This is a genomic window from Geofilum rubicundum JCM 15548, from assembly GCF_000974365.1.
Classification (GTDB): Bacteria; Bacteroidota; Bacteroidia; order Bacteroidales; family Marinilabiliaceae; genus Geofilum; species Geofilum rubicundum.
Genome location: NZ_BAZW01000034.1, coordinates 1 through 26,404 on the forward strand (window position 1 = coordinate 1; position 26,404 = coordinate 26,404).

Annotated in this window: 28 protein-coding genes; 18 read left to right on the top strand and 10 right to left on the bottom strand. The window is 44.8% G+C overall.

What is annotated here, in order from left to right; translation table 11 throughout:
• Positions 1-9: 9 nt before the first annotated feature.
• The 6 genes from hisF to JCM15548_RS13670 all read right to left on the bottom strand — a co-directional run bounded on the left by hisF (position 10) and on the right by JCM15548_RS13670 (position 4,661).
• Positions 10-768: an imidazole glycerol phosphate synthase subunit HisF gene (gene hisF / locus JCM15548_RS13645; protein WP_062126455.1), complete on the bottom strand. Its 759-nt coding sequence runs from the start codon at positions 766-768 to the stop codon at positions 10-12.
• A 53-nt stretch (positions 769-821) separates the two neighbouring features.
• Entirely contained in the window at positions 822-1,562 is a 741-nt protein-coding gene (hisA, locus tag JCM15548_RS13650) for a 1-(5-phosphoribosyl)-5-[(5-phosphoribosylamino)methylideneamino]imidazole-4-carboxamide isomerase (protein ID WP_062126458.1), read from the bottom strand.
• Positions 1,563-1,566: 4 nt separating this feature from the next.
• Entirely contained in the window at positions 1,567-2,175 is a 609-nt protein-coding gene (gene hisH / locus JCM15548_RS13655) for an imidazole glycerol phosphate synthase subunit HisH (RefSeq protein ID WP_062126461.1), read from the bottom strand.
• A 3-nt stretch (positions 2,176-2,178) separates the two neighbouring features.
• Positions 2,179-3,048: a formyltetrahydrofolate deformylase gene (gene purU / locus JCM15548_RS13660; protein WP_062126466.1), complete on the bottom strand. Its 870-nt coding sequence runs from the start codon at positions 3,046-3,048 to the stop codon at positions 2,179-2,181.
• Positions 3,049-3,130: 82 nt separating this feature from the next.
• Complete coding sequence (locus tag JCM15548_RS13665) at positions 3,131-3,937, bottom strand: alpha/beta fold hydrolase (RefSeq protein WP_062126469.1); 807 nt, start codon at positions 3,935-3,937, stop codon at positions 3,131-3,133.
• A gap of 1 nt (position 3,938) precedes the next feature.
• Positions 3,939-4,661: a pyridoxine 5'-phosphate synthase gene (locus JCM15548_RS13670; protein WP_062126472.1), complete on the bottom strand. Its 723-nt coding sequence runs from the start codon at positions 4,659-4,661 to the stop codon at positions 3,939-3,941.
• A gap of 131 nt (positions 4,662-4,792) precedes the next feature.
• On the opposite strand from JCM15548_RS13670, the gene JCM15548_RS13675 reads away from it, so the two are divergent.
• The 11 genes from JCM15548_RS13675 to murI all read left to right on the top strand — a co-directional run bounded on the left by JCM15548_RS13675 (position 4,793) and on the right by murI (position 14,533).
• The gene (locus JCM15548_RS13675) at positions 4,793-5,458 is read left to right on the top strand and encodes a CBS domain-containing protein (protein WP_062126475.1); all 666 of its coding nucleotides are present in this window, start codon (positions 4,793-4,795) and stop codon (positions 5,456-5,458) included.
• A gap of 22 nt (positions 5,459-5,480) precedes the next feature.
• Complete coding sequence (locus JCM15548_RS13680; RefSeq protein WP_062126478.1) at positions 5,481-6,896, top strand: POTRA domain-containing protein; 1,416 nt, start codon at positions 5,481-5,483, stop codon at positions 6,894-6,896.
• 11 nt (positions 6,897-6,907) lie between these two features.
• Positions 6,908-7,786, top strand: a complete 879-nt coding sequence (locus JCM15548_RS13685; RefSeq protein ID WP_062126481.1) for an NAD kinase — start codon at positions 6,908-6,910, stop codon at positions 7,784-7,786.
• A gap of 61 nt (positions 7,787-7,847) precedes the next feature.
• Positions 7,848-8,573 carry a type IX secretion system protein PorG gene (gene porG / locus JCM15548_RS13690; RefSeq protein ID WP_062126484.1) on the top strand — a complete coding sequence of 242 codons (726 nt, stop codon included), beginning with the start codon at positions 7,848-7,850 and terminating at the stop codon, positions 8,571-8,573.
• Between the two features lie 20 nt (positions 8,574-8,593).
• Positions 8,594-9,343, top strand: coding sequence for an undecaprenyl pyrophosphate synthase (uppS, locus tag JCM15548_RS13695; RefSeq protein ID WP_062126487.1), 750 nt, complete (start codon positions 8,594-8,596; stop codon positions 9,341-9,343).
• A 2-nt stretch (positions 9,344-9,345) separates the two neighbouring features.
• Positions 9,346-10,473 (top strand): BamA/OMP85 family outer membrane protein, encoded by a 1,128-nt coding sequence (locus tag JCM15548_RS24160; protein ID WP_227625814.1) that lies wholly within the window; start codon positions 9,346-9,348, stop codon positions 10,471-10,473.
• Positions 10,474-10,499: 26 nt separating this feature from the next.
• Positions 10,500-11,921, top strand: a complete 1,422-nt coding sequence (locus tag JCM15548_RS24165) for a BamA/OMP85 family outer membrane protein (protein ID WP_262487066.1) — start codon at positions 10,500-10,502, stop codon at positions 11,919-11,921.
• A 98-nt stretch (positions 11,922-12,019) separates the two neighbouring features.
• Entirely contained in the window at positions 12,020-12,529 is a 510-nt protein-coding gene (locus JCM15548_RS13705; protein WP_062126490.1) for an OmpH/Skp family outer membrane protein, read from the top strand.
• A 21-nt stretch (positions 12,530-12,550) separates the two neighbouring features.
• Positions 12,551-13,081: an OmpH/Skp family outer membrane protein gene (locus tag JCM15548_RS13710; RefSeq protein WP_062126493.1), complete on the top strand. Its 531-nt coding sequence runs from the start codon at positions 12,551-12,553 to the stop codon at positions 13,079-13,081.
• A gap of 20 nt (positions 13,082-13,101) precedes the next feature.
• The gene (locus tag JCM15548_RS13715) at positions 13,102-13,614 is read left to right on the top strand and encodes an OmpH/Skp family outer membrane protein (protein WP_062126496.1); all 513 of its coding nucleotides are present in this window, start codon (positions 13,102-13,104) and stop codon (positions 13,612-13,614) included.
• 88 nt (positions 13,615-13,702) lie between these two features.
• Positions 13,703-14,533, top strand: a complete 831-nt coding sequence (gene murI, locus JCM15548_RS13720) for a glutamate racemase (RefSeq protein WP_062126499.1) — start codon at positions 13,703-13,705, stop codon at positions 14,531-14,533.
• A gap of 48 nt (positions 14,534-14,581) precedes the next feature.
• On the opposite strand, the gene JCM15548_RS13725 is transcribed toward murI, so the two are convergent.
• Complete coding sequence (locus tag JCM15548_RS13725) at positions 14,582-15,094, bottom strand: gamma carbonic anhydrase family protein (protein ID WP_062126502.1); 513 nt, start codon at positions 15,092-15,094, stop codon at positions 14,582-14,584.
• Between the two features lie 200 nt (positions 15,095-15,294).
• On the opposite strand from JCM15548_RS13725, the gene JCM15548_RS13730 reads away from it, so the two are divergent.
• The 6 genes from JCM15548_RS13730 (at position 15,295) to JCM15548_RS13750 (ending at position 21,795) form a co-directional block, all read left to right on the top strand.
• On the top strand, positions 15,295-16,638 hold the full coding sequence (locus JCM15548_RS13730; protein ID WP_227625815.1) for a 2-oxoacid:acceptor oxidoreductase family protein: 1,344 nt from the start codon (positions 15,295-15,297) through the stop codon (positions 16,636-16,638).
• Positions 16,617-17,036 (top strand): hypothetical protein, encoded by a 420-nt coding sequence (locus tag JCM15548_RS24170; protein ID WP_227625816.1) that lies wholly within the window; start codon positions 16,617-16,619, stop codon positions 17,034-17,036. Before JCM15548_RS13730 ends, JCM15548_RS24170 begins: the two co-directional genes overlap by 22 nt.
• A gap of 106 nt (positions 17,037-17,142) precedes the next feature.
• The gene (locus JCM15548_RS13735; RefSeq protein ID WP_227625817.1) at positions 17,143-18,207 is read left to right on the top strand and encodes a 2-oxoacid:ferredoxin oxidoreductase subunit beta; all 1,065 of its coding nucleotides are present in this window, start codon (positions 17,143-17,145) and stop codon (positions 18,205-18,207) included.
• 30 nt (positions 18,208-18,237) lie between these two features.
• Positions 18,238-19,770: a putative porin gene (locus tag JCM15548_RS13740; protein WP_083985151.1), complete on the top strand. Its 1,533-nt coding sequence runs from the start codon at positions 18,238-18,240 to the stop codon at positions 19,768-19,770.
• A 44-nt stretch (positions 19,771-19,814) separates the two neighbouring features.
• Positions 19,815-20,282, top strand: coding sequence for a putative porin (locus JCM15548_RS25650; RefSeq protein WP_062126509.1), 468 nt, complete (start codon positions 19,815-19,817; stop codon positions 20,280-20,282).
• 85 nt (positions 20,283-20,367) lie between these two features.
• Positions 20,368-21,795 (top strand): MltF family protein, encoded by a 1,428-nt coding sequence (locus JCM15548_RS13750; RefSeq protein ID WP_062126512.1) that lies wholly within the window; start codon positions 20,368-20,370, stop codon positions 21,793-21,795.
• A gap of 153 nt (positions 21,796-21,948) precedes the next feature.
• Here JCM15548_RS13750 and JCM15548_RS13755 read toward each other — a convergent pair whose 3' ends face one another.
• The 3 genes from JCM15548_RS13755 to JCM15548_RS13765 form a co-directional block, all read right to left on the bottom strand.
• Positions 21,949-22,425 (bottom strand): NUDIX hydrolase, encoded by a 477-nt coding sequence (locus JCM15548_RS13755; protein WP_227625818.1) that lies wholly within the window; start codon positions 22,423-22,425, stop codon positions 21,949-21,951.
• A gap of 387 nt (positions 22,426-22,812) precedes the next feature.
• Positions 22,813-24,057 (bottom strand): ABC transporter permease, encoded by a 1,245-nt coding sequence (locus tag JCM15548_RS13760; protein ID WP_062126518.1) that lies wholly within the window; start codon positions 24,055-24,057, stop codon positions 22,813-22,815.
• A gap of 98 nt (positions 24,058-24,155) precedes the next feature.
• Positions 24,156-24,503, bottom strand: coding sequence for a DUF190 domain-containing protein (locus tag JCM15548_RS13765; protein ID WP_062126521.1), 348 nt, complete (start codon positions 24,501-24,503; stop codon positions 24,156-24,158).
• Positions 24,504-24,732: 229 nt separating this feature from the next.
• On the opposite strand from JCM15548_RS13765, the gene JCM15548_RS13770 reads away from it, so the two are divergent.
• Positions 24,733-26,313 carry an elongation factor G gene (locus tag JCM15548_RS13770; RefSeq protein WP_227625819.1) on the top strand — a complete coding sequence of 527 codons (1,581 nt, stop codon included), beginning with the start codon at positions 24,733-24,735 and terminating at the stop codon, positions 26,311-26,313.
• Positions 26,314-26,404: the final 91 nt, after the last annotated feature.

Consider the following 26,404-nt stretch of genomic DNA (forward strand, 5'->3'; position numbering starts at 1 on the left):
AGTATATAATTAACGGACCACGATGCCTTCCTGACCCAGATAGGTTTTCAGCTGGGGTACGGAAATTTCGTTGTAATGAAAAACGCTGGCGGCCAATGCGGCATCTGCTTTACCTTCAACAAAGGCGTCGCGGAAATGTTCCATGTTGCCTGCACCGCCCGAGGCGATAATGGGGATGGACAAGCTCTGGCTCAGTTGAGCCAGGGCTTTGTTGGCAAAGCCTTGTTTAACGCCATCGTGATCCATGCTGGTGAAAAGGATTTCTCCGGCCCCACGCGCTTCTGCTTCTTTGGCCCAGGAGAACAGTCTTTTTTCGGTAAACACGCGCCCGCCGTTCACGGTGACTGCCCAGTCTTGTCCTTCCGACTCTTTTTTGGCATCAATGGCCACGACGACAAACTGGCTGCCGAAGTTTTTGGCCATGTCATCAATGAGCTGTGGGTTGCGGACGGCAGATGAGTTGATGCTGATTTTATCGGCACCGGCGTTGAGTAAGGCTTCAGCGTCTTTCAGTTCACTGATGCCTCCCCCAACGGTAAAAGGGATGTTGATGTGCCGGGCAATGCGATGTACCAATTCGACAAAGGTTTTGCGCCCTTCATGGGAGGCGGTTATGTCCAGAAATACCAACTCATCGGCTCCCTGCTCCGCATAGGCCGCAGCCAGCTCAACCGGGTCGCCTACGGTCTTTATTTCTAAAAACTTAATCCCCTTTACCGTCATTCCGTCTTTGATGTCGAGACAGGGGATGATTCGCTTTGCTAGCATGTTTATAATGTTTTAATTGGTTCTAATGGTCGCTTTGGTCACAACGGCTTTAATTAGCGGAGCAGTTTTTCAATGTCGGTCATGCGGATTCTTCCTTCATAAATGGCTTTTCCAAAAATCACCGCAGGAACTCCCGCTTCCTGAAGGGCTTCTATGTCCCGCATATGGCTCACCCCACCGCTGGCAATGAGGTATAGATCCGGAAAGCGGGCCAGGATCTCCTGGTACAAGGGAATGGAGGGACCGGCGAGCATGCCGTCCTTGCTGATATCGGTGCAAATGGTTTGGGTAATGCCTTTGGACTGGTAGTCGTTTAGAAACTCAAAAAGGTCCAGTTCTGAAGTCTCCAGCCAGCCTGAAATGGCTATGTTTCTGTCTTTGACATCGGATCCTAAAATGATTTTATCAGAACCATATTGGTCTATCCAACTGGTGAATTCATCCGGGTTTTTAACCGCAATACTTCCGCCCGTCACCATTTGGGCACCACTTTCAAAGGCGATTTTTAAATCCGATGTACTTTTTAATCCGCCGCCAAAATCGATGGTCAGACTGGTCTTTGTAGCCAGCTTTTCCAATACCCGATGATTGATGATGCGCCCGGCTTTTGCGCCGTCCAAATCCACCACATGCAGCCGTTGAATGCCGTGGTGCTCAAATTCAAGGGCGACTTCGAGGGGGTTTTCATTGTAAATCTTTTTGGTGTCATAGTCGCCTTTGCTCAATCGCACGCATTGGCCATCGATGATGTCGATGGCGGGAATCAACTCTATCTTCTTGCTTGGGGGAGTCATGCTTTTATAATTTTAAAAAACGTTCCAGGATGCGCTGCCCTACCGGACCGCTTTTTTCGGGGTGAAACTGGGTGGCAAAAAAATTGTCGCGCTGCAAGGCCGAGCTGTAATTCAGCAGGTAGTCGGTGGTGGCAGCTGTATGTTCACCCAGGGCGACATAATAACTGTGCACAAAATACACATACTGGCCTTCCAGTGAGGGGTCGAAGAGATCGCTTTTCAAATCGAATATGCGGTTCCATCCCATCTGGGGGATTTTGAGGTTGGCCGGATTGGGTGCTGGTAAGGCGAATTTTCGGATGGGCTCATCAAAGATGTTCAAACAATCTACCCCTCCTTCTTCACTGTGACTACCCATGAGCTGCATGCCCAGGCAAATGCCCAGGGTCGGTTGCGTCAGCGACCGGATGACTTCTGATAGTCCCGTTTCGTTGAGATAGCGCATGGTGGTACTGGCTTCCCCTACACCTGGAAAAATAACCTTATCTGCCTTCCTGATTTTTTCAGGATCGGCCGTTATTTCGGCTTCCTGATTAAGTCGGGTTAACGCATTGTTGACAGAGCGGATATTCCCTGCGTTGTATTTAATGATGACTATTTTTTGTGGAGCCATTATTTATTGGAATATGACGGTTTTGTTTTTGTAAACCAGCGTTTTTCGATCAACATGGGCCATGACAGCTCTGGAAAGAACGATCTTTTCCACATCACGTCCTTTTTGTATGAGTTTTTCCACATTGTCGTGGTGCGTAATGCGTGCCACATCCTGATCGATGATGGGGCCGGCATCCAGGTCGGTGGTGACATAGTGACTGGTGGCACCAATGATTTTTACGCCCCTGGCATGCGCAGCATGGTAGGGTTTTGCACCGACAAAGGCCGGTAAAAAGGAATGATGGATATTGATGACCCGCTCGGGATAATTATCCACAAAGGATTGGGAGAGTATTTGCATGTATCTGGCCAAAACGATAAAATCGATTTGGTGCTCCCGGAGTATTTCCAGCTCCTTTTGTTCCTGCTCTTGCTTAGTGGCTGCTGTTATGGGGATGTGTATGAACTTTATGCCAAATTTATTCACCACCTCTTCCAGGTCTCTGTGGTTGCTGATGACCAGGGGGATCTCTACCTTCATTTCTCCACTTTGGTAGCGGGCCAGAATGTCGTACAAACAGTGCGACATTTTGCTGACAAACAGGGCCATGCGGGGTGTGTAGTCAGAAAAATGAAGTTTCCACGTCATTTTACATGGGTTGGCAATGGCAAATTCAAAGGCCGGTTGAATTTGATCCCGCGCCAATTCGAAATTTTGCAGCTCCCACTCAACCCGCATGAAAAAACGTTCCTCGTTCCGGTCGGTATGCTGATCCAATGCCACGATGTTACCGTTGTTGCGATGGATGAAATCGGTGACCCTTGCTACTATTCCCCGTTGGTCGGGACAATGGATGCGTAGAATGGCTGTTTCGCTGTGATTTTTGCTCATTATATAAGAAGTTGTACGCAAAATTAACTAAAAATATTGGGGTGTGTAAGTTAAAGGCGTTAAAAAATAGCAAACTGAAAGTCTATTCGATGTAATAGAGAAGGGTTTTTAAAAACAATTCCGGTTGCTCGGCATGCAGCCAGTGACCGGCATCCGGGATGGTTACGAGTTGTGATCCGGGGAAGAATTTATTGATGACCAGGACGTCTTCATCCTTGATATAGGGGGATTTTTCGCCGCGGATGAAAACGGTGGGAATGCCTGTGACGGATGGATGGTCCTCCAGGTGGGAGAAGCCGTCCATGAGCTCGGGCAAGTTGTTCAACAGGGCTTCCAGGTTTAACTGCCAATGGTAGCGGCCGTTTTTTTGGCGCTTGACGTTTTTCAGCAAAAACTGACGCAAGGTTTTGACCGGGAATTGCTTTTTGAGCGCGGCGTCCATTTCGCTTCGGCTCTCCATGGTTTCGGGATGCAAAGACTGCAGGGCTTTGAGAATGTTCTCGTGATTGGCTGTGGTCTCTGCATAATTGGCAAAACGGCCGTAATCCTTGGGGGCAATGTCTGCTATCACTAGCTGACGGACCATTTCGGGATGCTTCATGGTCATCCGCATGGCGGTTTTGCCGCCCATGGAATGTCCCAGCAGTATCACTTTTTCTTCTTTTACCTTTTTCCGGAGGGTTTCATACAAATCATCGGCCATGGCTTCATAGGTGTGTGTAGCACTGTGGTCGCTCTGCCCATGGTTCCGCTGGTCGGGCAGGATGATTCGGTACTTGTCTTCTAATTTAGAGGCGATGGACAGCCAGTTGTCGGACGCCCCATATAAGCCATGAACAATGACGATGGTGGTCTCTCCCTGGCCCAATTCTCTGCAATACAGCTCCATTTTATTTCTCCTTTACCAATTGGTCTTTATAAAGGGCAATCGTCTTTTCGAGACCCAGGTAGAGTGCATCGGCAATGAGGGCATGTCCGATGGATACCTCCTTTAAAAAGGGAATGCGTTCGTTGAAAAATCTCAGGTTTTCCAGACTTAAATCGTGGCCGGCATTGATTTTTAAACCGACTTTGTTGGCCAGGTTGGCCGCTTCCACAAAGGGGGCAATGGCCTTTTCTCTGTCGATGGGATAATGGGTGGCATAGGGTTCGGTGTATAATTCAACCCGGTCGGTATTGGTTTCAGAGGCTTTGATGATCATTTCGGCATCGGTGCCAATGAAAATAGAAGTTCGTATCCCATACTCTTTCAACTCTGCAATGACATCCTGAAGAAATGAGAGGTGTTGAATGGTATCCCACCCCGCATTAGAGGTAATGGCTTCCGGCGGGTCCGGTACCAGAGTCACCTGATGGGGTTTGACGCTTTTTACCAGGTTCAAAAAATCTGGTGAAGGGTAACCTTCGATATTGAATTCAGTTTTAATAACACCTTTAATATCATAAACGTCTTTTCGTCGGATATGACGTTCGTCCGGCCGGGGATGAACGGTGACACCGTCCGCCCCAAAATCCTGAACGTCTACCGCTGCTTTTTGCACGTCGGGCATATTTCCCCCGCGTGAATTGCGCAGTGTGGCTATTTTATTTATGTTTACACTGAGTTTTGTCATTTTCGGTATCCTATTTGTAGGTTCTTTAAAGGTATTAAAACTGTAATGGTTGCTATTTGTTTAGTGAAAAGCAGTATATTACCGTTGGTCTTCATCGACAAAGTTAGAAAGTATTTTTTTATTCTTAATTTATGCTGGCAAAAGATTTGATTTCTGATGTTATTCCTGCATTGAAAACATCTGACACCGGGCTGGATGCTCTCAATTGGATGGAAGCCTTTAGGGTTTCTCATCTGCCCATTGTGAACAATCATATTTTTTTGGGCTTGATTTCAGATACCGATATATATGACTTGAATTCCGCCAAAGAGCCCCTGGGGAATCACCGATTGTCGCTGATGAAACCCTATGTTATTAGTCATCAGCATATTTATGATGTGATTGAGATCGCTGCACGTTTAAAGTTGAGTATCGTACCGGTTTTGGATGCTGAAAAGGAATTTTTGGGTGTTATCACACAACATGATTTAATGCATCGTTTTAGTGAACTCATTGCCGCTCATACGCCTGGAGGAATCATTCAGATTGAGGTGGGAACGCGTGATTATGCCTTGTCAGAAATTGCCCGGATTGTGGAAGATTCCGATAGCAAAATTTTGAGTCTTTACGCCTCTCAAAGTCCGGATGGTGGCCAGTTGTTTATTACCCTTAAATTGAACCGAACCGATTTACAGTCCGTTATCAACGGTTTTGAGCGTTATGGTTATAATATCCGGGCTGAATATGGTGCCGTTGTGCAGGTAGATGAGACTGCGCGCCGGAATTATGAATCGCTTATCAAATATTTAAGCGTTTAACCGATTTCTAAATCAGGGCGGAATGGGGATTCAGAAGGTCTTGCAGGTACTTTTGTTGGTGATGGTTATAATGGCCGGATCCGTGCTTCCGCTCAAGGCCTTTGAACCGGAACCTGTATTGCAGGGCTGGTTAACCGTTCAGGATATCACCATTGAAGGTAATCTGAGAACACGACGAAAGGTCATTCTTTCTGAATTGCCGTTTTCCATTGGCTCAACAGTTAACATCAATGAACTTATTGGTCAAATAGAGAGGGGAAAGGAGAATCTGATGAATACTTCCCTCTTTAATTTGGTGGAAATTGAATTCGCCTATACGGACCGACGCCGGATCATTTTTAATATCACCGTCAAGGAACGATGGTATTTGTGGGCTTTCCCCATATTTGAGCAGGAGGGTCGGAACTTTAGTGATTTTCTGCGTTTGAACGACGGGTCTTATTTTAATTATGGCTTGTATGTCAAACATGATAATTTTCGGGGAAGAAGGGAAACCCTTCGGCTGAGAATGGTGACGGGGTATAAGAAGGAATTTAGGTTTGATTATCAAAAGCCCGGCCTGAATCAACAATCGGGTTGGGGGATCAATTTTAATTGGTTGTGGAATGATCAGGTATCCTATACCACACAAAATGACAAGCAGGTATTTCTAAAAACCCTGGGGAGTCGGTTGCTGACCAAATCAGATGTAGAGGCGTCCTATTACTACCGTCATAATCTGGATCATCACCACCGGGTCTTTTTGGGATACGAGAATGTCGATGCCGCGGATACGCTCATGGTCAGTAATCCCGGGTTTTTGTCGGGCGGACAAAACCGGAGTGAGACTTTAGAGTTGGGCTATCAATATACTTATGACCGACGGGATTCAAAGGTTTATCCACTGAGCGGTCAATATTTTGATGTGGAATTCGCCCGCCGGGGATTTGGTGTGATGTCAGAATACACCGGTTTTTTTCAACTGTCCGCCACCGCGTCCTATCAGCGCCCCTTATTGAATCGCTTATATTCCAATACGAGAGGTTTTATGTCGGCCATAGATACCGGAGAGGCACCGTATTATTTTCGGACCGGATTAGGGTACCAGGATTTCTTAAATGGTTTTGAGTTCTACGTCATTGACGGGTCGTCCTATGGTGGTGTGCAGAATAAATTACTCTATGAATTAATTCCCCGACGCAATAAAACGCTTCAATGGATCCCCCTGGAGCAGTTTTCACAATTCCACTATGCTTTTTATTTGAAGTTGCATTTTGATGCCGGTTATGTGCTCAATGACAATCGTTTACCTGGCAATCGAATGGCCAACACCTTGCTTTTGGGGTACGGACTGGGAATTGACATGGTGACTTTTTACGATAAAGTTTTGAGTCTGAATTATTCTTTTAATAATTTCGCCGAACACGGCTTCTTTTTTCAATTCAATTTATCGTTGTAAATAACTTTTGTATGCGCATAGCAATTTTTGGTAAACAATTCGGGGAGGTGTTTTATGAGCGTTGCAGCACCTTGCTGAAGCATTTGGCGCTGGCGAAGGCTGAAATGATTATACATAAACCCTTTTATGATTTTTTAGTAGGTCCTGTTGGATTAAATCCGAAGGTGGCAGGCTTTTTTAAGGACCATGACGACTTGCCTGACTGCGAAATGATGTTTAGTATTGGAGGTGATGGTACCTTCCTGGATGCTGTAACCATGGTGCGTAACCGGCAAATTCCCATTGTGGGCATCAACAGTGGTCGTCTGGGGTTTTTGGCGGATATATCTCAGGAGGAGTTGCCCCTGGCTGTGGCCGAAATTATGGAGGGGCAGTTTGTGGTCAGGGAATTGGATTTGCTGAAATTGGAGACCAGCATTCCCTGCTTCGGTGATCTTGATTTTGCCCTCAATGAAATGGCTGTTCAAAAGCGAGACAGCTCTTCCATGATCACGATTCATACTTATCTGAACGGGGACTTCTTAAACTCTTATTGGGCAGATGGTTTGATTGTGTCCACATCCACAGGCTCTACAGCTTATTCGCTCAGTGTGGGAGGACCCATTATGCATCCTGCTTCACAGAACTTTATTATTAACCCGATTGCGCCCCATAATTTGACCGTACGTCCCCTGGTGGTGCCCAATAGCTTCGAATTGAAGCTTCGAATTGAGGCCCGAGGCGGTAAGTTTTTGGCATCCCTGGATTCCCGCAGCTGTATTCTGGACGAGTCGGTGGAATTAAAAGTGCGCAAGGCCGATTTCTCCGTGCCTGTTGTCGAAAGAATTGGGAAAACCTTTTATTCTACATTACGGTCCAAATTGATGTGGGGCGCCGATAAGCGGAATTAGACATAAACAATAAATTGTGGGCGGAAACGTTCATTTAGGACACATTCATAACTAAACATCAATGCCTAAGATCAACTTGATTTTCCTTGTTTTTGTAGCTTTTTTATTTAGCCGTCCATCCGCACCGGCACAGACAAAACTGGAGGGAGGACCCTATGTTGGCGTTTCCTGGTATAACGGAGACTTGAATCCTGGTCGACAATTTTATCGCATCCAGCCATCTTTCGGCGCCATTATCAGGTATTCGGTCAACGACCGGATTTCCTTTCGGGGAGGAGCTCTTCTTGCCGGAATGAGTGGTGTATACCCGCAAAAGAATGTTTATCTGCCCGTTGACTCTGAGGAGCCTTATCAGTTTTCAAGAGAAGTGCTGGACCTGACGGCCATGTTGGAAGTTAACTTTTTTTCATTTGATCATCCCACCAACAAAGAATCGGTATTTACGCCTTACTTTACGCTGGGTGCAGGGTCGGTTTTTTATAAAAGATATTCAGAAGATAATGGTAATCACAATGAAAAACCGACTTTTGTATTATCTTTGCCGTTCGGTGCCGGAGTGAAATGGAAGGCGAACGATTGGTTGAATCTGGGGGCAGAATGGACGCTGCGAAAGACTTTTGTTGATGATTTGGATGTGGTTGGCCATGATATGTCTATCGATGCATCAAATCCTCTCGGATTTCAAAAAACGACCTTTAGTCACAACAATGACTGGTATTCGGTGGTGGCTGTTTATGCTACCTTTAATTTATATAGCAGGCGCGACAAGTGTCGCGACGGATTTTAGAAACGAGTAATCAGGCAGCTATGTCAGTCAAGGATCTTTTGATACCAGATCGGTTGCCACGCCATGTGGCAGTAATTATGGATGGAAATGGACGGTGGGCCAAACAACGTGGTACTGCGCGTGTATTCGGGCATAAAAATGGCGTGAAAGCTGTTCGGGAAGTGACGGAGGCGGCCGCTGAATTGGGAATTGAATTTCTTACACTATATGCTTTTTCTACTGAAAACTGGAATCGTCCCAAGAATGAGGTAGATGCGCTTATGTCCTTATTGGTTTCAACCATTGCTTCGGAAGCTAAAACCTTGATGAAGAATAATGTTCAATTAAAAACCATTGGCTGTAGGGAAAGTTTGCCTTTAAAGGTGCAGGAAAAACTGACTTCCTGTATGGAAAAAACAGCGGGTAATACCGGTTTGACGCTCGTTCTCGCTTTAAGCTATAGCTCCCGGTGGGAAATTACCAAGGGGGTTCAGAAGATAGCTGAGGATGTTAAAAAAGGACTGCTGAATGTTTCTGATATTGATGGTCAGGTTTTTAGTCGGTATTTGGAAACTTGTAATATGCCTGACCCTGAGCTTCTTATACGAACCAGTGGTGAGTTTAGAATAAGTAATTTTCTGCTTTGGCAAATTGCTTATTCAGAATTATATTTTTCCAGCATATTATGGCCTGATTTTCGCAAGGAACATTTTTACGAAGCGCTTATTGATTTTCAAAAACGTGAAAGACGGTTCGGGAAAACCAGTGACCAGTTAATTTTAAAAAAATAAAAATGTTGCAACGATTATCGATCCTGTTTGTTCTTTTATTCATATCCGTTCATCTACTGTTGGGACAAACATCTACTCCGGAAATTTCATATACAGGTAAGCCCAAAGAATATGTTATTGCAGAGATTGAGGTAACAGGAGACCTCAATAATGATCCCAAAATATTGGCCAATTTATCGGGGCTGCGTGTGGGGCAGACCATCACCGTTCCGGGTGATGATATCACCGCCGCTATTAAAAAATACTGGGAGTATGGTTTGTTTTCTGATGTAAAAGTCTCTGCTTCAAAAGTTGAAGGTTCAAATATATACCTGAACATATATCTTCAGGAGCGCCCGCGTCTCTCCAGTATGAATTATCTGGGACTGAAAAAATCTGAAATTGAGGCGGTCAATGATAAGGTGGCTATGATGCGGGGGAGTCAGGTGACCCCCTATTTGGTTACCAGGGCGGAGCGCTTTATCAAAGAACATTTTGTTGAGAAAGGGTTTTATAACACCGAGGTGGATATTGTTCAACGGGATGATACCTCGCGTGTCAATCACGTCATTTTAGATGTGCATGTGGATAAGAAGGAGAAGGTTAAGGTCAATTATCTGGGATTTGAGGGTAATGAGGCCTTTACCGATAATCGCCTGAATCGTATCATGAAGAAAACCAATGAACGAAAAAAGTTGCGCAATTTCTTTCGCACCAAGAAGTTCGTTGAAGAGGAGTATCACAATGATTTGGATGCCATCATTGAAAAGTATAATGAGGAGGGCTACAGGGATGCCTACATTGTTTCTGATTCCATTGCACGTAATGATGACAATACGGTAGATATTGAAATAACCCTGGAAGAAGGAAGCCAATACTATTTTGGAGAAATCACCTGGGTGGGCAACAGTATCTATCCGGGTGAATACCTGAGTCATAATCTGAGAATTCAGAAGGGGGATATTTTTAATCAGACCTTGCTGGATGAGCGGCTTTTTATGGATGATGATGCGGTTCATAACTTGTACATGAACAATGGTTATTTGTTTAGCCGGATTATTCCGGTGGATGTTAAAATTTCCAACGACACGGTAGATCTGGAAATGCGCGTTTATGAAGCGATCAGGCCACCATTGACCGGGTTATCATAAAGGGGAATACCAAAACCCATGAACATGTGGTACGACGCGAATTGAGAACCAAGCCCGGAGAGTTGTTTAACAAGGCGGCATTGATTCGGACCGTACGTGAATTGGCCCAACTGGGCCATTTCGATCCTGAAAAAATCAATCCGGTTCCCATTCCTGATCCGGACAAAGGCACGGTTAATTTAGAATATAATCTGGAAGAGAAAGCCAACGACCAGGTGGAACTCTCCGGCGGCTGGGGCGCAGGAATGTTTGTGGGTTCACTGGGGTTGAAGTTCTCCAATTTCTCGGTTCGGAATTTTTTCAATAAAGAGGCTTGGCGACCTTTGCCTACCGGTGATGGACAAACCTTGTCGGTCAGAGCGCAGACCAACGGAAAATACTACCAGTCGTACAGCCTGAGTTTTGTGGAACCATGGCTGGGCGGTAAAAAGCCCAACTCGTTGAGCGTGAATATTTATCGTTCTATTCAGACAGGTGTAAGCCGAAATTATATGCCCAATAGTTATTATGGCTACAGTAGTTATGGTTCCGGTTACAATGATCCTTATGCCTTCCAGGGAGACGACTCGAAGCATTTTAAGGTTTTTGGCGGTTCTGTTGGATTGGGCAGAAGACTCAGCTGGCCGGATGATTATTTTACCCTGTACAACGAATTGAGTTATCAGTATTATGATTTGAAAGATTGGTATTTTTTAATGAACGATGGCTACTCTCATAACCTTCGGTTCAAGGTCATGCTTTCCCGTCGTTCTATCGATAATCCTCTGTATACACGTACCGGCTCTGATTTTACGATAGGTGTGGAAGTCACCCCGCCCTATTCGCTTATTACCGGTAAGGATTACTCAGATGTGACCGATCAGCAGGAGCTTTATAAGATGATTGAATATCATAAGTGGACCTTTAAGGGCGCGATGTTTAAACCACTGGATGCCGGGGATAAACTGGTGCTCATGAGTAAAGTCGAAGGCGGATTTCTGGGTTATTACAACAAGTATCTGAAATCGCCCTTTGAGAAGTACACGCTTGGTGGTGACGGCATGTCAGGCTACAGTTATTATGGCAGTGAGACGGTTGGCTTAAGAGGATACGAGAACAATACCCTGACGGCCATGAGCTATGTGTATGACGAAGAGGGTGAGAGAAGCAGTGCGGCCCAGGATGCCAATATGTATACCAAACTGACCATGGAGTTGCGGTACCCATTAACTCTGCAACCTTCCGCCACGGTTTATGGCCTTCTCTTTTTGGAAGCTGGTAATTCCTGGTCGGAGTTCAGAGACTATTCACCTTTTGATTTGCACCGTTCGGCCGGTGTGGGCGTGAGAATATTCCTGCCCATGTTCGGACTAATGGGCATCGACTGGGGATATGGATTTGATGAGGTGCCCGGATACCCAAGTGCAGCAGGAAGTAACTTCCATTTTGTGATGGGGCAGAATTTCTAAGGGCCAGGCTTGTTGATTTAATTGTGGTTCGATTTTTGAAATAATCATATTGTGCCGACATTTTCGGTGGCAGGTTATTTTTACTAAAAATTAGGGTTATGAAAAAAACAATTTTAATTTTGCTGTTGGGTGTATTTGGCTTGCAAATGTCAATGGTGGCCCAGAGATACGCTTTTGTTGATACGGATTATGTGCTTCGGAATATTCCAGCCTATCAGGCTTCACAGGAACAGCTGAATCAGTTGTCCCAGCAATGGCAAGGTGAAATTGAAGCCCGGTATCAGGAGGTGGCTCAATTGTATCAGGATTTTCAGACGGAAAGTGTGTTTTTATCCAATGAAATGCGCATCGGCAGAGAAGAGGCCATTATAGAAAAGGAAAAGGAAGCCAAGGCTTTGCAACACAAGTATTTTGGTCCGGAAGGTGAAATGGCCAAACGCCAGGAGAGTTTAATTCAACCCATTCAGGAGCAAATAGCTACTGTGATACAGGAAATGGCCAGGGAAGAAGATTTAGCTGCTGTTTTTGACAAATCCACTGGTGTTTTGTATCTCGACCCACGGCATGACAGAAGCGATCAGATTTTAGAACGATTAGGACATAAATAATAATTAAGTAAACAGGAAACAATGCAAATAAGAACGCTAATTTTTTCAGTCTTTCTGATGCTCTTTTTTACAGCTGCATCCCAGGCCCAGGATTTGAAGTTCGGGCATGTCAATGTAGCAGATGTAGTACTTCTTATGCCAGAATATAAGAATATTACCACAGAAATGGAGGCTGAAACCAAAAAGCTTGAAGCGCAGTTAACCTCTATGAGGGAGGAGCTTCAAAAAATTGAATTAGAGTACGAGAATAGCTATGAAACTTATACTGAGCAACAGCGTGCCGCCAAGGAGGAAGAGTATGCGGCCATGCAACAGCGGGTACAGGAGTTTTATGCAGGTGCTCAGCAAAGTCTTCAAACCAAGCAACAAGAGTTGCAGGTGCCTGTCCTTGATAAACTGAGGGCGGCCATAGAAGCCGTTGGAGAAGAAAAGGGGTATCTTTATATCTTTGAAGTGAACTCCGGATTGACTTTGTTTCAGTCGGAAAAAAGTGAGGATATAACCGCCTTTGTTAAAACAAAATTGGTATATAGATTTAATGGTATAAGTTGAATTTTTAATAAAACAATGATATGAAGCTAGTTAATTTATTTTTAATAGTTGGTTTATTTTTGATATCCTCAGTGGCAACGGCTCAGGATCTGAAATTTGGACATGTTAATATGCAGGAGCTTATCATGGAGTTACCTGAAAAGGCAGAGGCCGACCAGAAATTGCAAGCGGAAGCCAAAACGCTTCAGGATAGAATGAGAATGATGAGCGAAGAGCATGAGAAAAAATTCAGGGACTACATTGCTGAGCGTGAAACAATGCCTGAGTTAATTCGGACAACCACGGAAAAGGAGATTCAGGAAATTGAGCAGCGCCTGCAGAATTATCAGAATATGGCCCAACAATCCCTTTCCAAAAAAGAGCAGGAACTTTATCAGCCCATCCTCGAAAAGGTGCAACAGGCTGTTGATGCCGTGGGACAAGAGCAGGGCTTTATTTATATTTTTGATTTGAGCTCTCAGGTTGTTCTTTATCATTCGGATCAAAGTGTGGATTGCGGTCCTTTGGTTAAGGCCAAGTTAGGTTTGAACTAACAACGCGCCAACACCCATTGAAATATTAGAAGGATGATGCCATGGCATCATCCTTTTTTTTATCTTTATTATATCTCAATTCCTCATTATGCATAAAAGTGGTCCAATTGCCGTTTTTGATTCGGGTTATGGGGGCTTAACCGTCCTTCATGATCTCCTTCAGGCTTTCCCTGAATATGATTTTATTTATTATGGTGATAATGCACGCGCTCCTTATGGCAACCGCTCATTTGATGTGGTATATAAATATACGCTGGAAGCAGTGATGAAACTTTTTAAGATGGGTGCTCCTTTGGTGATATTGGCTTGCAATACGGCTTCTGCCAAAGCCTTGCGTAGCATCCAGCAGCTGGATTTGCCGCTGATGGATCCGGCCTTGCGTGTCTTGGGGGTTATCCGGCCCTGCGTTGAAGAGCTGGGGGATATGAGCGCATCCGGTTCGGTTGGTGTGTTGGGAACTTTGGGTACCGTTTTATCTGATTCTTATCCCCTGGAAATAAAAAAGCTATACCCTCAGCTGAAGGTGACGCAAGAGGCCTGCCCCATGTGGGTTCCCTTGGTTGAAAACGGAGAAATGGATTCCGATGGTGCACGTTTTTTTGTGAAGAAGAATCTGGATCAATTGTTTAAGAAGGCACCGGAAACGGACACCATCATATTGGGTTGCACGCACTATCCATTGCTGTTGCCTGTTATTAAGTTGTTTATCCCAGAACATGTCAAGGTCTTATCCCAGGGGCCTATCGTGGCCAATAGTCTAAAGGATTACCTGAATAGGCACCCCGCAATGAATCAAAGTTTATCGCGGGGTGCCGAAGTAAAGTTTTATACCACCGAATATCCTGAGCGCTTTAATGAATCCGCTTCTCTATTTCTAGGCAGACCAGTGAGTGCCATACATGTAGAAACCGGCCATTGACAAAAAAAGGTTGTTGGTTCTGCGTTTTTGATAAGAAAAGGTCAACAACTATTTGTACCAACTGGCATACATCATGTAGTTATTGGCAATTTTATGGATCATTTCTGATGTTTGATCGGGTTCGATGTCCTTCACTTTTTTGGCAGGTACACCGGCGTAAACGCTGTTGGGTTCCACAATGGTTCCAGTCAGAACCAATGAATTGGCAGCAATAATTGAGTTGCTGCCAATGACGGCATGATCCAGAATGGTGGCGCCTATGCCAACGAGCACATTGTCCTCTATTTTTGCACCGTGAATGGTCACATTATGGCCCACGGATACATTGTCCCCTATTTCGACCACTGATTTTTGGTAAAGCGTGTGTAATACGCTGCCGTCCTGAATGTTAACCTTGTTTCCAATGCGTATGGAGTTAACATCTCCACGCAATACGGCGTTGTACCATATACTGCAATCATCCCCCATTTCAACATCGCCGATAATGGTGGCGTTCTCAGCCAAAAAAACGTTGTTGCCAAATCGAGGTGTGAATCCTCTGACTTCTTTTATGAGTGCCATATCTTTTTATTTGAAGTTGCATTTTTGTTGTTCCCTGCAAAGTTAACAGTGTGCCGGATAATAATATGTTTTTTGCAGAAATTCTATAACAGATGTTTTTGTTAATTAACAAATGTTTGGATAATTTAGAGGTCTGCTAGCCGGTTCGGCTGCAAAGAGCTGATTGGTGTTTATTAATCATGTAAAGTATTAATGGTCAGATGGGAAAAAGTTCAAAAGTTATCGAGGTCGATAAGATATCCGTTAGGTTTTCAGGGGATTCGGGAGATGGTATGCAACTTACGGGGAATCTTTTTTCACAAACGTCCGCTGTTTACGGAAATGACATCTCTACCTTCCCGGATTATCCGGCTGATATCAGGGCGCCACAAGGAACCATTGGGGGGGTCTCCGGTTTTCAGGTGAATTTTGGTCAGGGCGTGACCACGCCCGGTGATTTAACCGATGTTTTGGTGGCGATGAACCCGGCTGCGTTGAAAGCCAATGCGGTGTTTATGAAGCCTGGAGGAACCATTATTATTGATGTGGACAGTTTTGAAGCCAAGGGTTTGGAGAAAGCCGGTTACCAAACAGATGATCCTGTTTTTGAGGATAAACTGGAAGGGTTCAATATTATAAAAGCCCCCATAAGTTCTTTAACCCGAGAAAGTGTTAAAGACCTGGCTTTGGATAATAAAAGCGTGCTCAGGAGTAAGAACATGTTTGCGTTGGGATTGGTTTTTTGGCTGTTTGACCGCCCCATTGAGCATACACAGGCTTTTATTAAAAATAAGTTTGGCAGTAAACCATTGATCATGGAGGCCAATTTGAAGGTTTTGCAAGCCGGACATGATTATGGCTATACCATACAGGCGGTTACGCCTTCTTATCACATTAATCCGACCGAATCGCGGAAAGGGATCTATCGGAATTTAAATGGCAACAAGGCGGCGGCCTGGGGTTTTTTGCTGGCAGCTGAAAAAAGCGGATTGTCCTTGTTTCTTGGCTCATACCCTATTACACCAGCCACTGAAATTCTTCAGGAACTGGCTGCACGCAAAGACTTGGGTGTTAAAGTTTTTCAGGCGGAAGATGAAATTGCGGGCGTTTGTACGGCCATTGGGGCCAGTTTTTCCGGAGCCCTGGGGATTACTTCCACTTCTGGTCCGGGTTTGGCGCTCAAAACCGAAGCCATTGGACTGGCGGTTATGTCGGAGCTTCCGCTCGTTGTTGTTAATGTGCAGCGGGGCGGACCTTCTACTGGTCTGCCGACTAAAACCGAACAGGCTGATTTGCTGCAGGCCCTCTTTGGAAGAAATGGGGAAAGCCCGGTGGTTGTGATGGCGGCAAGCACCCCGGTTAATTGTTTTGATTATGCCTTTTATGCATCGAAGATTGCCATTGAGCATATGACGCCTGTCATTTTACTGACCGATGCTTTTTGGCCAATGGTACGCAACAATGGCGGGTTCCTGATGATGATGAGTTTCCGGTTATCTCTGTCCCGACCTCACACCAGAAGCCGGGTGAATTTCAGCCTTATTTGCGCAATGAAGAACGATTGAGCCGCGATTGGGTGTTTCCTGGCACCAAGGGGTTTGAGCACCGCATTGGCGGTTTGGAAAAGGATGTGAAAAGCGGAAATATTTCTCACGATGGACCCAATCACCAATTAATGGTGAACCTGAGACAGGAAAAGTTGGCCAGGGTGGCTGATTTTATTCCTGAGCTGGAGGTGATTGGAGAGGTTTCGGCAGAATTGCTGGTTGTGGGCTGGGGGGGCACGTATGGCCATCTTTTCACCGCTATTGAGGAAATGAACCAAGCGGGCTTTAAGGTGGCACTGGCCCACTTTAATTACATCAACCCTCTGCCCAAAAATACCCAGGAGGTATTGTCCCGTTATAAGAAAATGGTGATTTGCGAATTGAATCTGGCCAATTCGCCGGGTTTTTACGCATGAAATTCCCTCAGTTTTCTTACCATCAATTTAATAAGGTCCAGGGACTGCCTTTTACCGTACAGGAGTTGAAGAACCAGTTTGTTGAACTATTGGAATCCTAGTTGCTATGAGTGATTTAAAGCAATATACTTTTGTCGATTATAAAAGCAGTATGAATGTGCGCTGGTGCCCCGGTTGTGGTGACCATGCCATTCTTAATACGGTTCAAAAAGCGATGGCGGAGTTGCATCTCAGGCCGGAGGAGGTCGTGGTGATTTCCGGTATTGGTTGCTCCTCTCGTTTTACTTACTATATGAATACTTACGGCTTTCACACCATTCATGGACGGGGATCGGCCATTGCTTCCGGTGTAAAAGTGGCCAATCCTAAATTAAAGGTCTGGCAGATCACCGGGGATGGAGATGCTCTGGCCATTGGAGGCAATCATTTTATTCATACGGTGAGACGGAATATGGATCTGAATATTATCCTGTTTAATAATCAGATTTATGGTCTGACAAAGGGCCAGTATTCCCCAACTTCCAAGCATGGATTCATTTCAAAAACGTCTCCTTTTGGAACGGTTGAGGAACCTTTCCGGCCCGGTGAATTAACCATTGGCGCACGTGGGCATTTCTTTGCACGCAGTATTGACAAGGAATTGAAACTGTGTGTGGAAGTTTTTAAGGAAGCTGCCAATTTTGAGGGCGCCGCAGTGGTTGAGATTTTACAGAATTGCGTGATATATAATGATCAAACGCATCAGGCTATCACGGATAAGGAGCATAAGGAAGACCGGACAATTGTATTGGAGCATGGCCAAGCGATGATTTTTGGTAAAAGCAAAAACAAGGGCTTGATGCTCGAGGGCTTGATGCTTAAGGTGGTTGAAATTGGTAAAGGAGGTATTACTTTAGACGATATTCTAATTCATGATGCTGAATGTATGGACAGCACCATGCATCTTAAACTGGCCAATATGGAGTATCCGGAATATCCGGTGGCCCTTGGGGTTATCCGTAAAGTGAAAGGAGAGGTGTATGATCAGCAGGTGGAACGTCAGATTGAGCGAGTTCAAAAGGATAACCCCATTAAACTTTCCGGGATTTGGCCACCCATGGCGATGTTTGGGAAGTTAAGTGAGTTACAATTTAAAGCCTGTTACGAATCAAGGCATGAGATTTGTATTTGAGTTGTGGATTTTTCAATATCTTTGCCTTGCATGAGAATAATTCTGATATCTACATACCTTCTTCTCGCGTGTTCATGGATCATGAATGCGCAAAGAATTTCTGAAAGAACTCTGGATAATAGTGCCTCTCAGAGTGGCAGAACGCAGGACCCATCCGGGTCCAGCAGGGCCGCCGATGAGGCAGGGTCTGAAGCACCAGTTAAAGCCATACCCCATGAAGTAAAGAATTGGTTTTTGGTAGATTTAGGTACCAGAGCGGATACGGTACCCATCGATACGCTTTCACAGGGTTTCCAAGTGCATATGCCTGCTTATCGTGCATCCATGGCCAATGTTCGCCTGGGCAACCTGGGAGCTCCCTGGCAAGCGGCCATGGTGTCTGAAATGGCTCTGGCCCGCGAATTTGTTTTTGCAGAAAACCTGAGTTATTTTTTCAAAAGACCGGAGCAATGGCGGTACTATAATACCCGCACCCCTTATACCAATCTCTATTATCAGTACGGGGGACCAAAGCGACGCTCCGAAGAGGCCGTGGGGGTGCTTTTTACGCAAAATATCAATAAGGAATGGAATGCGGGATTCGATTATCAGCTCATCTCCTCCATAGGGCGCTATGATGCCCAACAGGTAGAGAACCGACATTTTAGATTCTTCTCCTCCTATTCGGGCGAAAAGTATGAGATTCACGGGTCTTACGTGTATAATAAAACCGACCAATTGGAAAATGGCGGCATCATTGACGAGGATTATATTTTTAATCCGGAGGAGTATGAATATGGCCAGACCGAGAACATACCGGTCAATTTTTATTCGGCTTCCAACCGAATTGACAACCATCAATTGTACATCAGTCAAGCGTTAAAAATCGGAAACATTTTGGTGAGCCAAAGAGAGGAGGAATCCGTGAAGTTGCCCCTGGGGACAGCGCTGCATACTTTGCACGTTGATCGTAAGCGGCGTGTTCATCGGATTGACAATCTGAACCGGTATTTAAATGAGAACCCGGAAACTTTTTTCTATCCAAATATTTATGCCGATTCAACGGCTACCCGCGACTCTGTTTATTATACATCTATAAAGAATACGTTTCAACTTAAGTTTAATGAGGAAGCCAATGCACTGCTTCGTTTTGGCTTAAGGGCCTTTATTACCAATGAAATTGAGCAATACCGTTTTCCTGTACCCCCTCGTGAATTAGGTACTTATAGTGAGCCGCCGGTCTACCTGCAGGGTGATTCTGCCTTTTCCACCACCTTGATTGGGGGACAAATTTTTAAGAATTTGGGCGAGCAGTTTAGATGGAATGCCGGCATGCGTTTCTATTTTCAGGGGTACCGATCCGGCGACAGTGAGCTCACCGGAGCTTTAAACAGTCAGTTCCGTGTACTGGCTGATACCGCGCAGTTGTTTGCCGATGGAGGTCTTTATCTGACTTCTCCCACTTATTTTGAGAGCCGTTATTACTCCAATCATTTTCAGTGGGCGAATGGTTTTGATAAAGTTCAAACGATGCGGCTCAGAGGCGGTGCTCACATTCCTACACGCCGCCTGGAGCGTCGGTAGAAGGACGGTTTATCAATGATTATGTTTTTTGGAACCGGCAGGCTTTGCCAGAGCAAACCAGTGCCTTTTTATCATTGATTGAATTTAAGTTGTCCAAGCACTTTTCATTGGGGGGTTTTCATAGTCGCAATACCTTGCTTTATCAGGTGAGTAGTCATCAGGATATTATTCCTTTACCCGAATGGTCGGTATTTAGCTCCAATTATTATCAGAATAAACTGTTTAAGGTCTTGTTTTTTCAGCTGGGCTTTGATTTAAGATACAGTTCCCCCTGGTATGCGCCGGCTTATATGCCTGCCACCGGTCAGTTTTATGCCCAAAATTACCGGCAGGTGGGCGATTATCCTTTTGTGGATGTTTTTCTTAATATGCAGTTGAAGCGGGCCCGCATATTTATAAAAATGGATCATGTGAATCAGGGGACGCCTTCCAATGATTATTTTTTGACACCCTTTTATCCGGCAAACCCTTCCGGACTGCGATTTGGCGTGTCGTGGAATTTTTATGATTAATTGGACAGGTTGCTGGTACCAAATTTCTGCTTAAATTTGGAATCTGCATTTGATGGCAGGGAGATGTTTTATTTAAAACACAGATATGGGAAAAATCTACTATGCAGTTCTTTTTTTGTTGGTGTTGGGAGTAGTTGGTTGCAAGCAGTCGGGGGATAGAAAAAAGACACAGGATGAGATCCTTATTGAAGTGCCTGATTTGCCGAAGATTCTGGAAAGTGGAAAAATTCGGGTCGTGACCAATTATAATTCAACCAATTACTTTGTCTATAAAGGGCAACCAATGGGGTATCAATTTGAAATGCTTCAGGAGTTTGCCAATTTTATGGATGTCAAACTGGAAGTGACCGTTAGCAATGACTTGCAAGCTAATTTTGAGGCACTTCAGAATGGTCAACTCGATATTATTGCCAGCAGTCTGGCTGTAACCAGAGAAACGGAGAATCATGTGGCCTTTACGGAACCACATAGTTTTAGTCGCCAGGTACTGGTGCAGCAAGCTTATACGCCTGACCAGAAAGGGGATATGAATATTAAGTTCAATTCCCTGATTCGCAATCAGCTGGATTTGGCCGGAAAGAGCATCTATGTGCAAAAGGGATCTGCCTTTGTGCAAAGACTAAGGAATTTGGCAGACGAAATCGGCGACAGTATTCATATTGTGGAGATCCCGGATTATGAGGTGGAACAACTCATCGAATTGGTCGCTGAGGGTGAAATTCCTTACACGGTATGCGATGAGAGTCTGGCCAAGGTCAATCTTAATTTTTATCCGAATCTGGATGTGGCCACGGCGATTAGTTTTCCTCAGAAACAGGCCTGGGCTGTCAATAAAAATGCCCCTGAATTGCTTAATGCGGTCAATAACTGGATGGTTGGATTTACCAAAACAGCTCGTTACCGTCGCATTTATCAGAAATATTTTCTCAATAAACGATCCATCCATTTGGTGGATGCCGGCTTTCATTCCATTAAGGGTGGACAGGTTTCGATCTATGATGAATTGATTCGGGAAGAAAGTGAAACCTATGATTGGGATTGGCGACTGATTGCCTCTATTATTTATCAGGAATCCCGTTTCATACCCGATGCCGAGAGCTGGGCGGGGGCCTTGGGACTCATGCAATTGATGCCGCAGACGGCCAATAGATTTGGGGTGGAGGCCATCACTTCCCCGCGGGAGAATATCCGGGGAGGTATGCAACTTTTGCAATGGCTGGATGGTCGCATGGCGCTGCGTATTGAAGATCCGGAGGAGCGTTTAAAGTTTGTCTTAGCTTCTTACAACGTGGGTATCGGGCATGTTTTGGATGCCATGAGATTGGCTGAAAAAAATGGAAAAGATGCCAAGGTCTGGGATGACAATGTGGATTATTTTATTCTTAATAAGTCCAATCCCAAGTACTACAATGATCCCGTGGTTGAATTTGGTTACTGCCGTGGAGAGGAGCCTTATCACTATGTCAGAGAGATTCTGGAGAGGTATGAGCATTACAAGAACGTAATGCGTTAGCCCAAAAGGGGGCTCTGGCCTTAAAGACTTCAATTAATTCACTTAATATCATGGCAGTGGCACCCCAAATGTGCTTGCCATGGACATCATAATAGGGGGCTTCGATGGTTATGCCTTGTATGTGATGAATTTTTTTGGTTTGGAAAGGCTGTGTCAATAGTTGATGGGCGCTGGCTCGATGACTTCGGAAACTTCAAAGGGACTGGGATTGAATCGCAAATTCTTGTGGATGTAACCCACCTGGGGGGACACATGAAAGTGGCTGTTGGGGATGTAGATTTGTGTGAGTTCCCCGATGTATTCCACCGATTCCGTGCTGATGCCCAGTTCTTCACGGGTTTCTCGTAAAGCGGTATCCCAATTATCTTTATCTGTTTTCTCCCGTTTTCCGCCAGGCAAACTGATTTGCCCGCTGTGCGGGCCCTGGTAGAGGGGACGTTGAATAAAGGGGATTTTGAGCCCCTGATCCGATGGGTATAACAGGATGAGCACGCTGCTTTGAATGGCTTCGGAAGTGTCACTCGAATTGTAGCGCTTTAAGCGCTCTGATGGTGCCATTTTCTCCTGTGCCTTTAGGCCCGGCAGTGGAGGCTGAAGTGCATTTCGTAAGGATGTTTTCCATGACAACATATCAACTGCTTTTCCTTGGTTAAAATTTATAGTGTTTCCCAGTGTAAATTTAAGGATTTCGATGCATAGTTGTAGCCCGGAGTAAATAAAAAAGCCACTCTTCACGTTTGAAGATGTGGCTTTTTTGTCCCATTACTAATCTAAACCTATACTTACTATTATAAAAAGCATGCCATAAATGCCTTTTTCCCGGGCGCTGGGGCAGATATTTTTTGTGTTTTTGGAATATTGTTTTTTAAGTGGTTGGTTTTTAGAGGTCTGTGTAGGTTTCCTGGCTTCGGGATGTGGCCTCCGGTCATGGGCGAAACTTCCCGTTTTAAAAAGACAGAATGGAGGTTTCATGAATTGCGTTCGATATCGGACAGTAGCTGTTCGATATCAGTCAGCTTACTCAAATTGTATGGCTTTGACAGGAGAAATGCGGGCGGCCAGATAGGACGGCCCAATCATCATTAAAAAGATGACCAGGACGGCCCCCAGATTAAGCAACAAAAGATGAAGCGGGGTGAGCATGATGGGAACAGTGCTGAGGAAATAGTTGGCCGGATCCAGCTCGAATACACCAAATTGCTTTTGTACGACTGCAATGGAAATGCCAATAATGTTCCCCCAAATGAGCCCTCTGGCAGCGATGCGGGTGGCTAAGTAAAGAAAAATTCGGCGTAGGGGCCAGTCGGCCATTCCAAGGGCCTTAAGAATACCAATCATATTGGTGCGCTCCAGAATGAGAATCAGAAGTCCGGAAATCATATTGAATCCCGCTACCAGCACAATGAGCAGAATAATAACTGCAATATTCATATCGAGTAAATCGAGCCAGCCAAAAATTTGAGGTTGGGTCTGTCGAATGGTTTGTGTGCGCAATAAATGGCCATCCGGCGAAATGTAATCTGCCGTCACATCGTAAACAGCGATCCCTTTTTGGTCGGTCTGGTCAAAATCATCAATAATGATCTCGTACCCGGCAATTTGCGCGTCGCTCCAATTGTTAAGGCCTTGAATTTGTCGAATGTCTGCTATGACGTAGAGTTTGTCCAAATCGGGCAGGTGACTGTTGTAAATGCCGGAAATGGTATAACGCCTGGCTCTGATTTGATCCTGGAAAAAGTACATGAAGATGTCGTCACCCACCTCAATGCCTAACATCTGTGAGAGGGTTTCAGAAATTAAAATATGCGTAGAAGGCTGGTCGCTTAGGATGTCCGGCAGTTGGCCACGGGTGAGTATGGACTCCAGGAAGGAGGCGTTGTAATCTGAACCGATTCCTTTTAAAACAACCCCTTGCATTTCATCATCCGTTTTGATAAGTCCCGGCTTGGTAGCAAAGCGTTGCACATTTAAAACACCGGAAATGTCTTTAATGGATTCCACCAATTGGGCATCGTGTATGATGGGGTTGGATTCATAACTGAAGTTAAAGTCATAGTTGACCACCTGAATGTGGCTGCCAAAACCAATGATTTTTTCGCGTATCTCCTTCTTAAAACCGTTGCCAATGGCCAGTGACAGAATCATGACGACCATGCCTATAATGATTCCGGCTACAGCGACTTTTAATACGGGACCCGCAAAGTTTTTTCCTGATACACCACCGGAATTGATCTTGCCTGCTATGAAATATTCTGGTTTCAACTTCTTTGGTTTTGGGCAAAGGTATTAAAATTTTTGGTGATGCTTGAGTGTCTTCGGTCGCGGTAACCGAACAAGGTCATTTTATTGGAAGGCTTGCTTTATTGTCCGGCATCGTAATAAAGCACTTCCACTTCTTCAATGGTAATGATGCCTCCCGCCCCCGCTTTTTTCATGAGTTTGCTGATGATGCCGGCAAAGTCCGTTAGGCGGTCACGGTAGTCAATCAGCTCTATAACCATGGGCTGGTCATTTGAAAGTGCAAAAATCTTGACGCTTTGGTGGATGCTCTGTGCGCCATAATTTAAAACGCCTTTTGTAACAGTGGCGCCACTGATTTTATATTTTTTGGCGGCAAAAACGATGGCTTCATGCAAAGGACGTTGGTATACCAGATCGTTTTCGCCAACAATGATTTTTAATTTGGCGGCCTTACCTAATAAGTGCATAGTTGGTAGATTAGTTTCTTCCTCAATTTAGTAAGAACCTGCCATATATTCAACAGACAAAATGAAATTTAATGTTTGAGTTGTAAAACATAAAAATATTCAAAAAAAGTCAAGCAACTTTAACGCTTCCTTACTTGTATCTTTAGAGAATATTATTAATTTTGGAGGTGTGCCCTTATTATTAGAGTTTTACTGACATTCATTTATTAACCTTTTTAAATGTTTTACCATGAAGGTATATCTAAGCGATCAAATCAAAAATATCTCACTCCTTGGTAGTAGCGGCTCGGGAAAAACCACCCTGGCCGAATCAATGCTTTTCGAGGGTGGGGTGGTTAGCCGGAGAGGCGATGTTGATAGTAAGAACACAGTGTCCGATTATAACCGGGTAGAGCATGAATACGGCTACTCGGTTTTTTCGTCTGTTTTGTATACTGAATGGTTGGGTAAGAAACTGAATTTTATTGACTGTCCCGGTGCGGATGATTTTATAAATGGTGCCATTACTTCATTAAATGTGACAGATACTGCACTGATGTTGCTCAATGCTACGCGTGGGGTGGAGGTAGGTACCCAGAACCTGTTTCGCTATACCGAAAAATACAATAAGCCTGTCATTTTCGTGGCCAACCAATTGGATCATGAAAAGGCCAATTTTGAATCTACGATCGAATCTGTTTATGAATCTTTCGGCAAAAAGGCCGTTCTGGTTCAGTACCCTGTGAATGCCGGACCCGATTTTAATGCGGTAGTGGATGTACTAAAAATGAAAATGTATCAGTGGGGACCCAATGGTGGTGAACCTCAGGTTTTGGATATTCCTGACAGTGAAAAGGAGAAGGCAGATGAACTGCACAACGCTTTGGTGGAGTCCGCTGCTGAGAACGATGAAAACTTAATGGAGCTCTTCTTTGAAAAAGGGTCGTTGGATGAGGAAGAAATGCGAAGGGGTATAAGAAAAGGTATGGTGGCCCGTGATTTGTTTCCGGTTTTTTGTGTTTCGGCAGAAAAAGACATGGGGGTTCGTCGCTTAATGGAATTTTTGGGGAATATTGTGCCATTTGTTTCTGAAATGCCCAAGCCGGTAACGAAGGACAATGTTGAGGTGGCACCCGATGCCGATGGCCCGGCTTCTATTTTTGTGTTCAAAACCAGTATTGAACCGCATTTGGGTGAGGTGAGTTATTTCAAGGTGATGTCGGGTAAAGTCAAAGAGGGCGATGATCTGGTTAATATGAACAGGGATGCCAAGGAGCGCTTGTCCCAATTGTATTGTGTGGCCGGTAATAACCGCCAGAAGGTTTCTGAATTGGTGGCCGGGGATATTGGTGCCACCGTTAAATTAAAGGAAACAAAAACCAATCACACACTCAATGTCAAAGGTTGTAACTACATCTTTGACGCCATTAAGTATCCCGACCCGAAGTACCGTATAGCTATTAAACCCGAGAATGAGGGGGACGAAGAGAAGTTGGGCGAAATATTGACCCGCATTCATGAGGAAGATCCGACCATTCTGGTGGAGTATTCTAAGGAATTGAAGCAGATCATTGTTCACGGACAGGGAGAGTTTCATCTGAACACCATGAAGTGGCGGATTGAAAACAACGACAAACTGAATTTGACTTTTCATAATCCGAAAATTCCTTATCGGGAAACCATCACCAAACAGGCGCGAGCGATTACCGCCATAAGAAGCAATCCGGCGGTGCCGGGCAATTCGGTGAGGTGCACATGGTTATTGAGCCTTATCACGAGGGGATGCCTGCACCCACGGTTTATAAGTTTAACGGACAGGAATTTAAAATGAGCGTTCGGGGAACGGAGGAAGTTAATTTGCCCTGGGTGGGAAACTGATTTTCTGCAACTGTATTGTCGGTGGTTCCATTGACACACGTTTC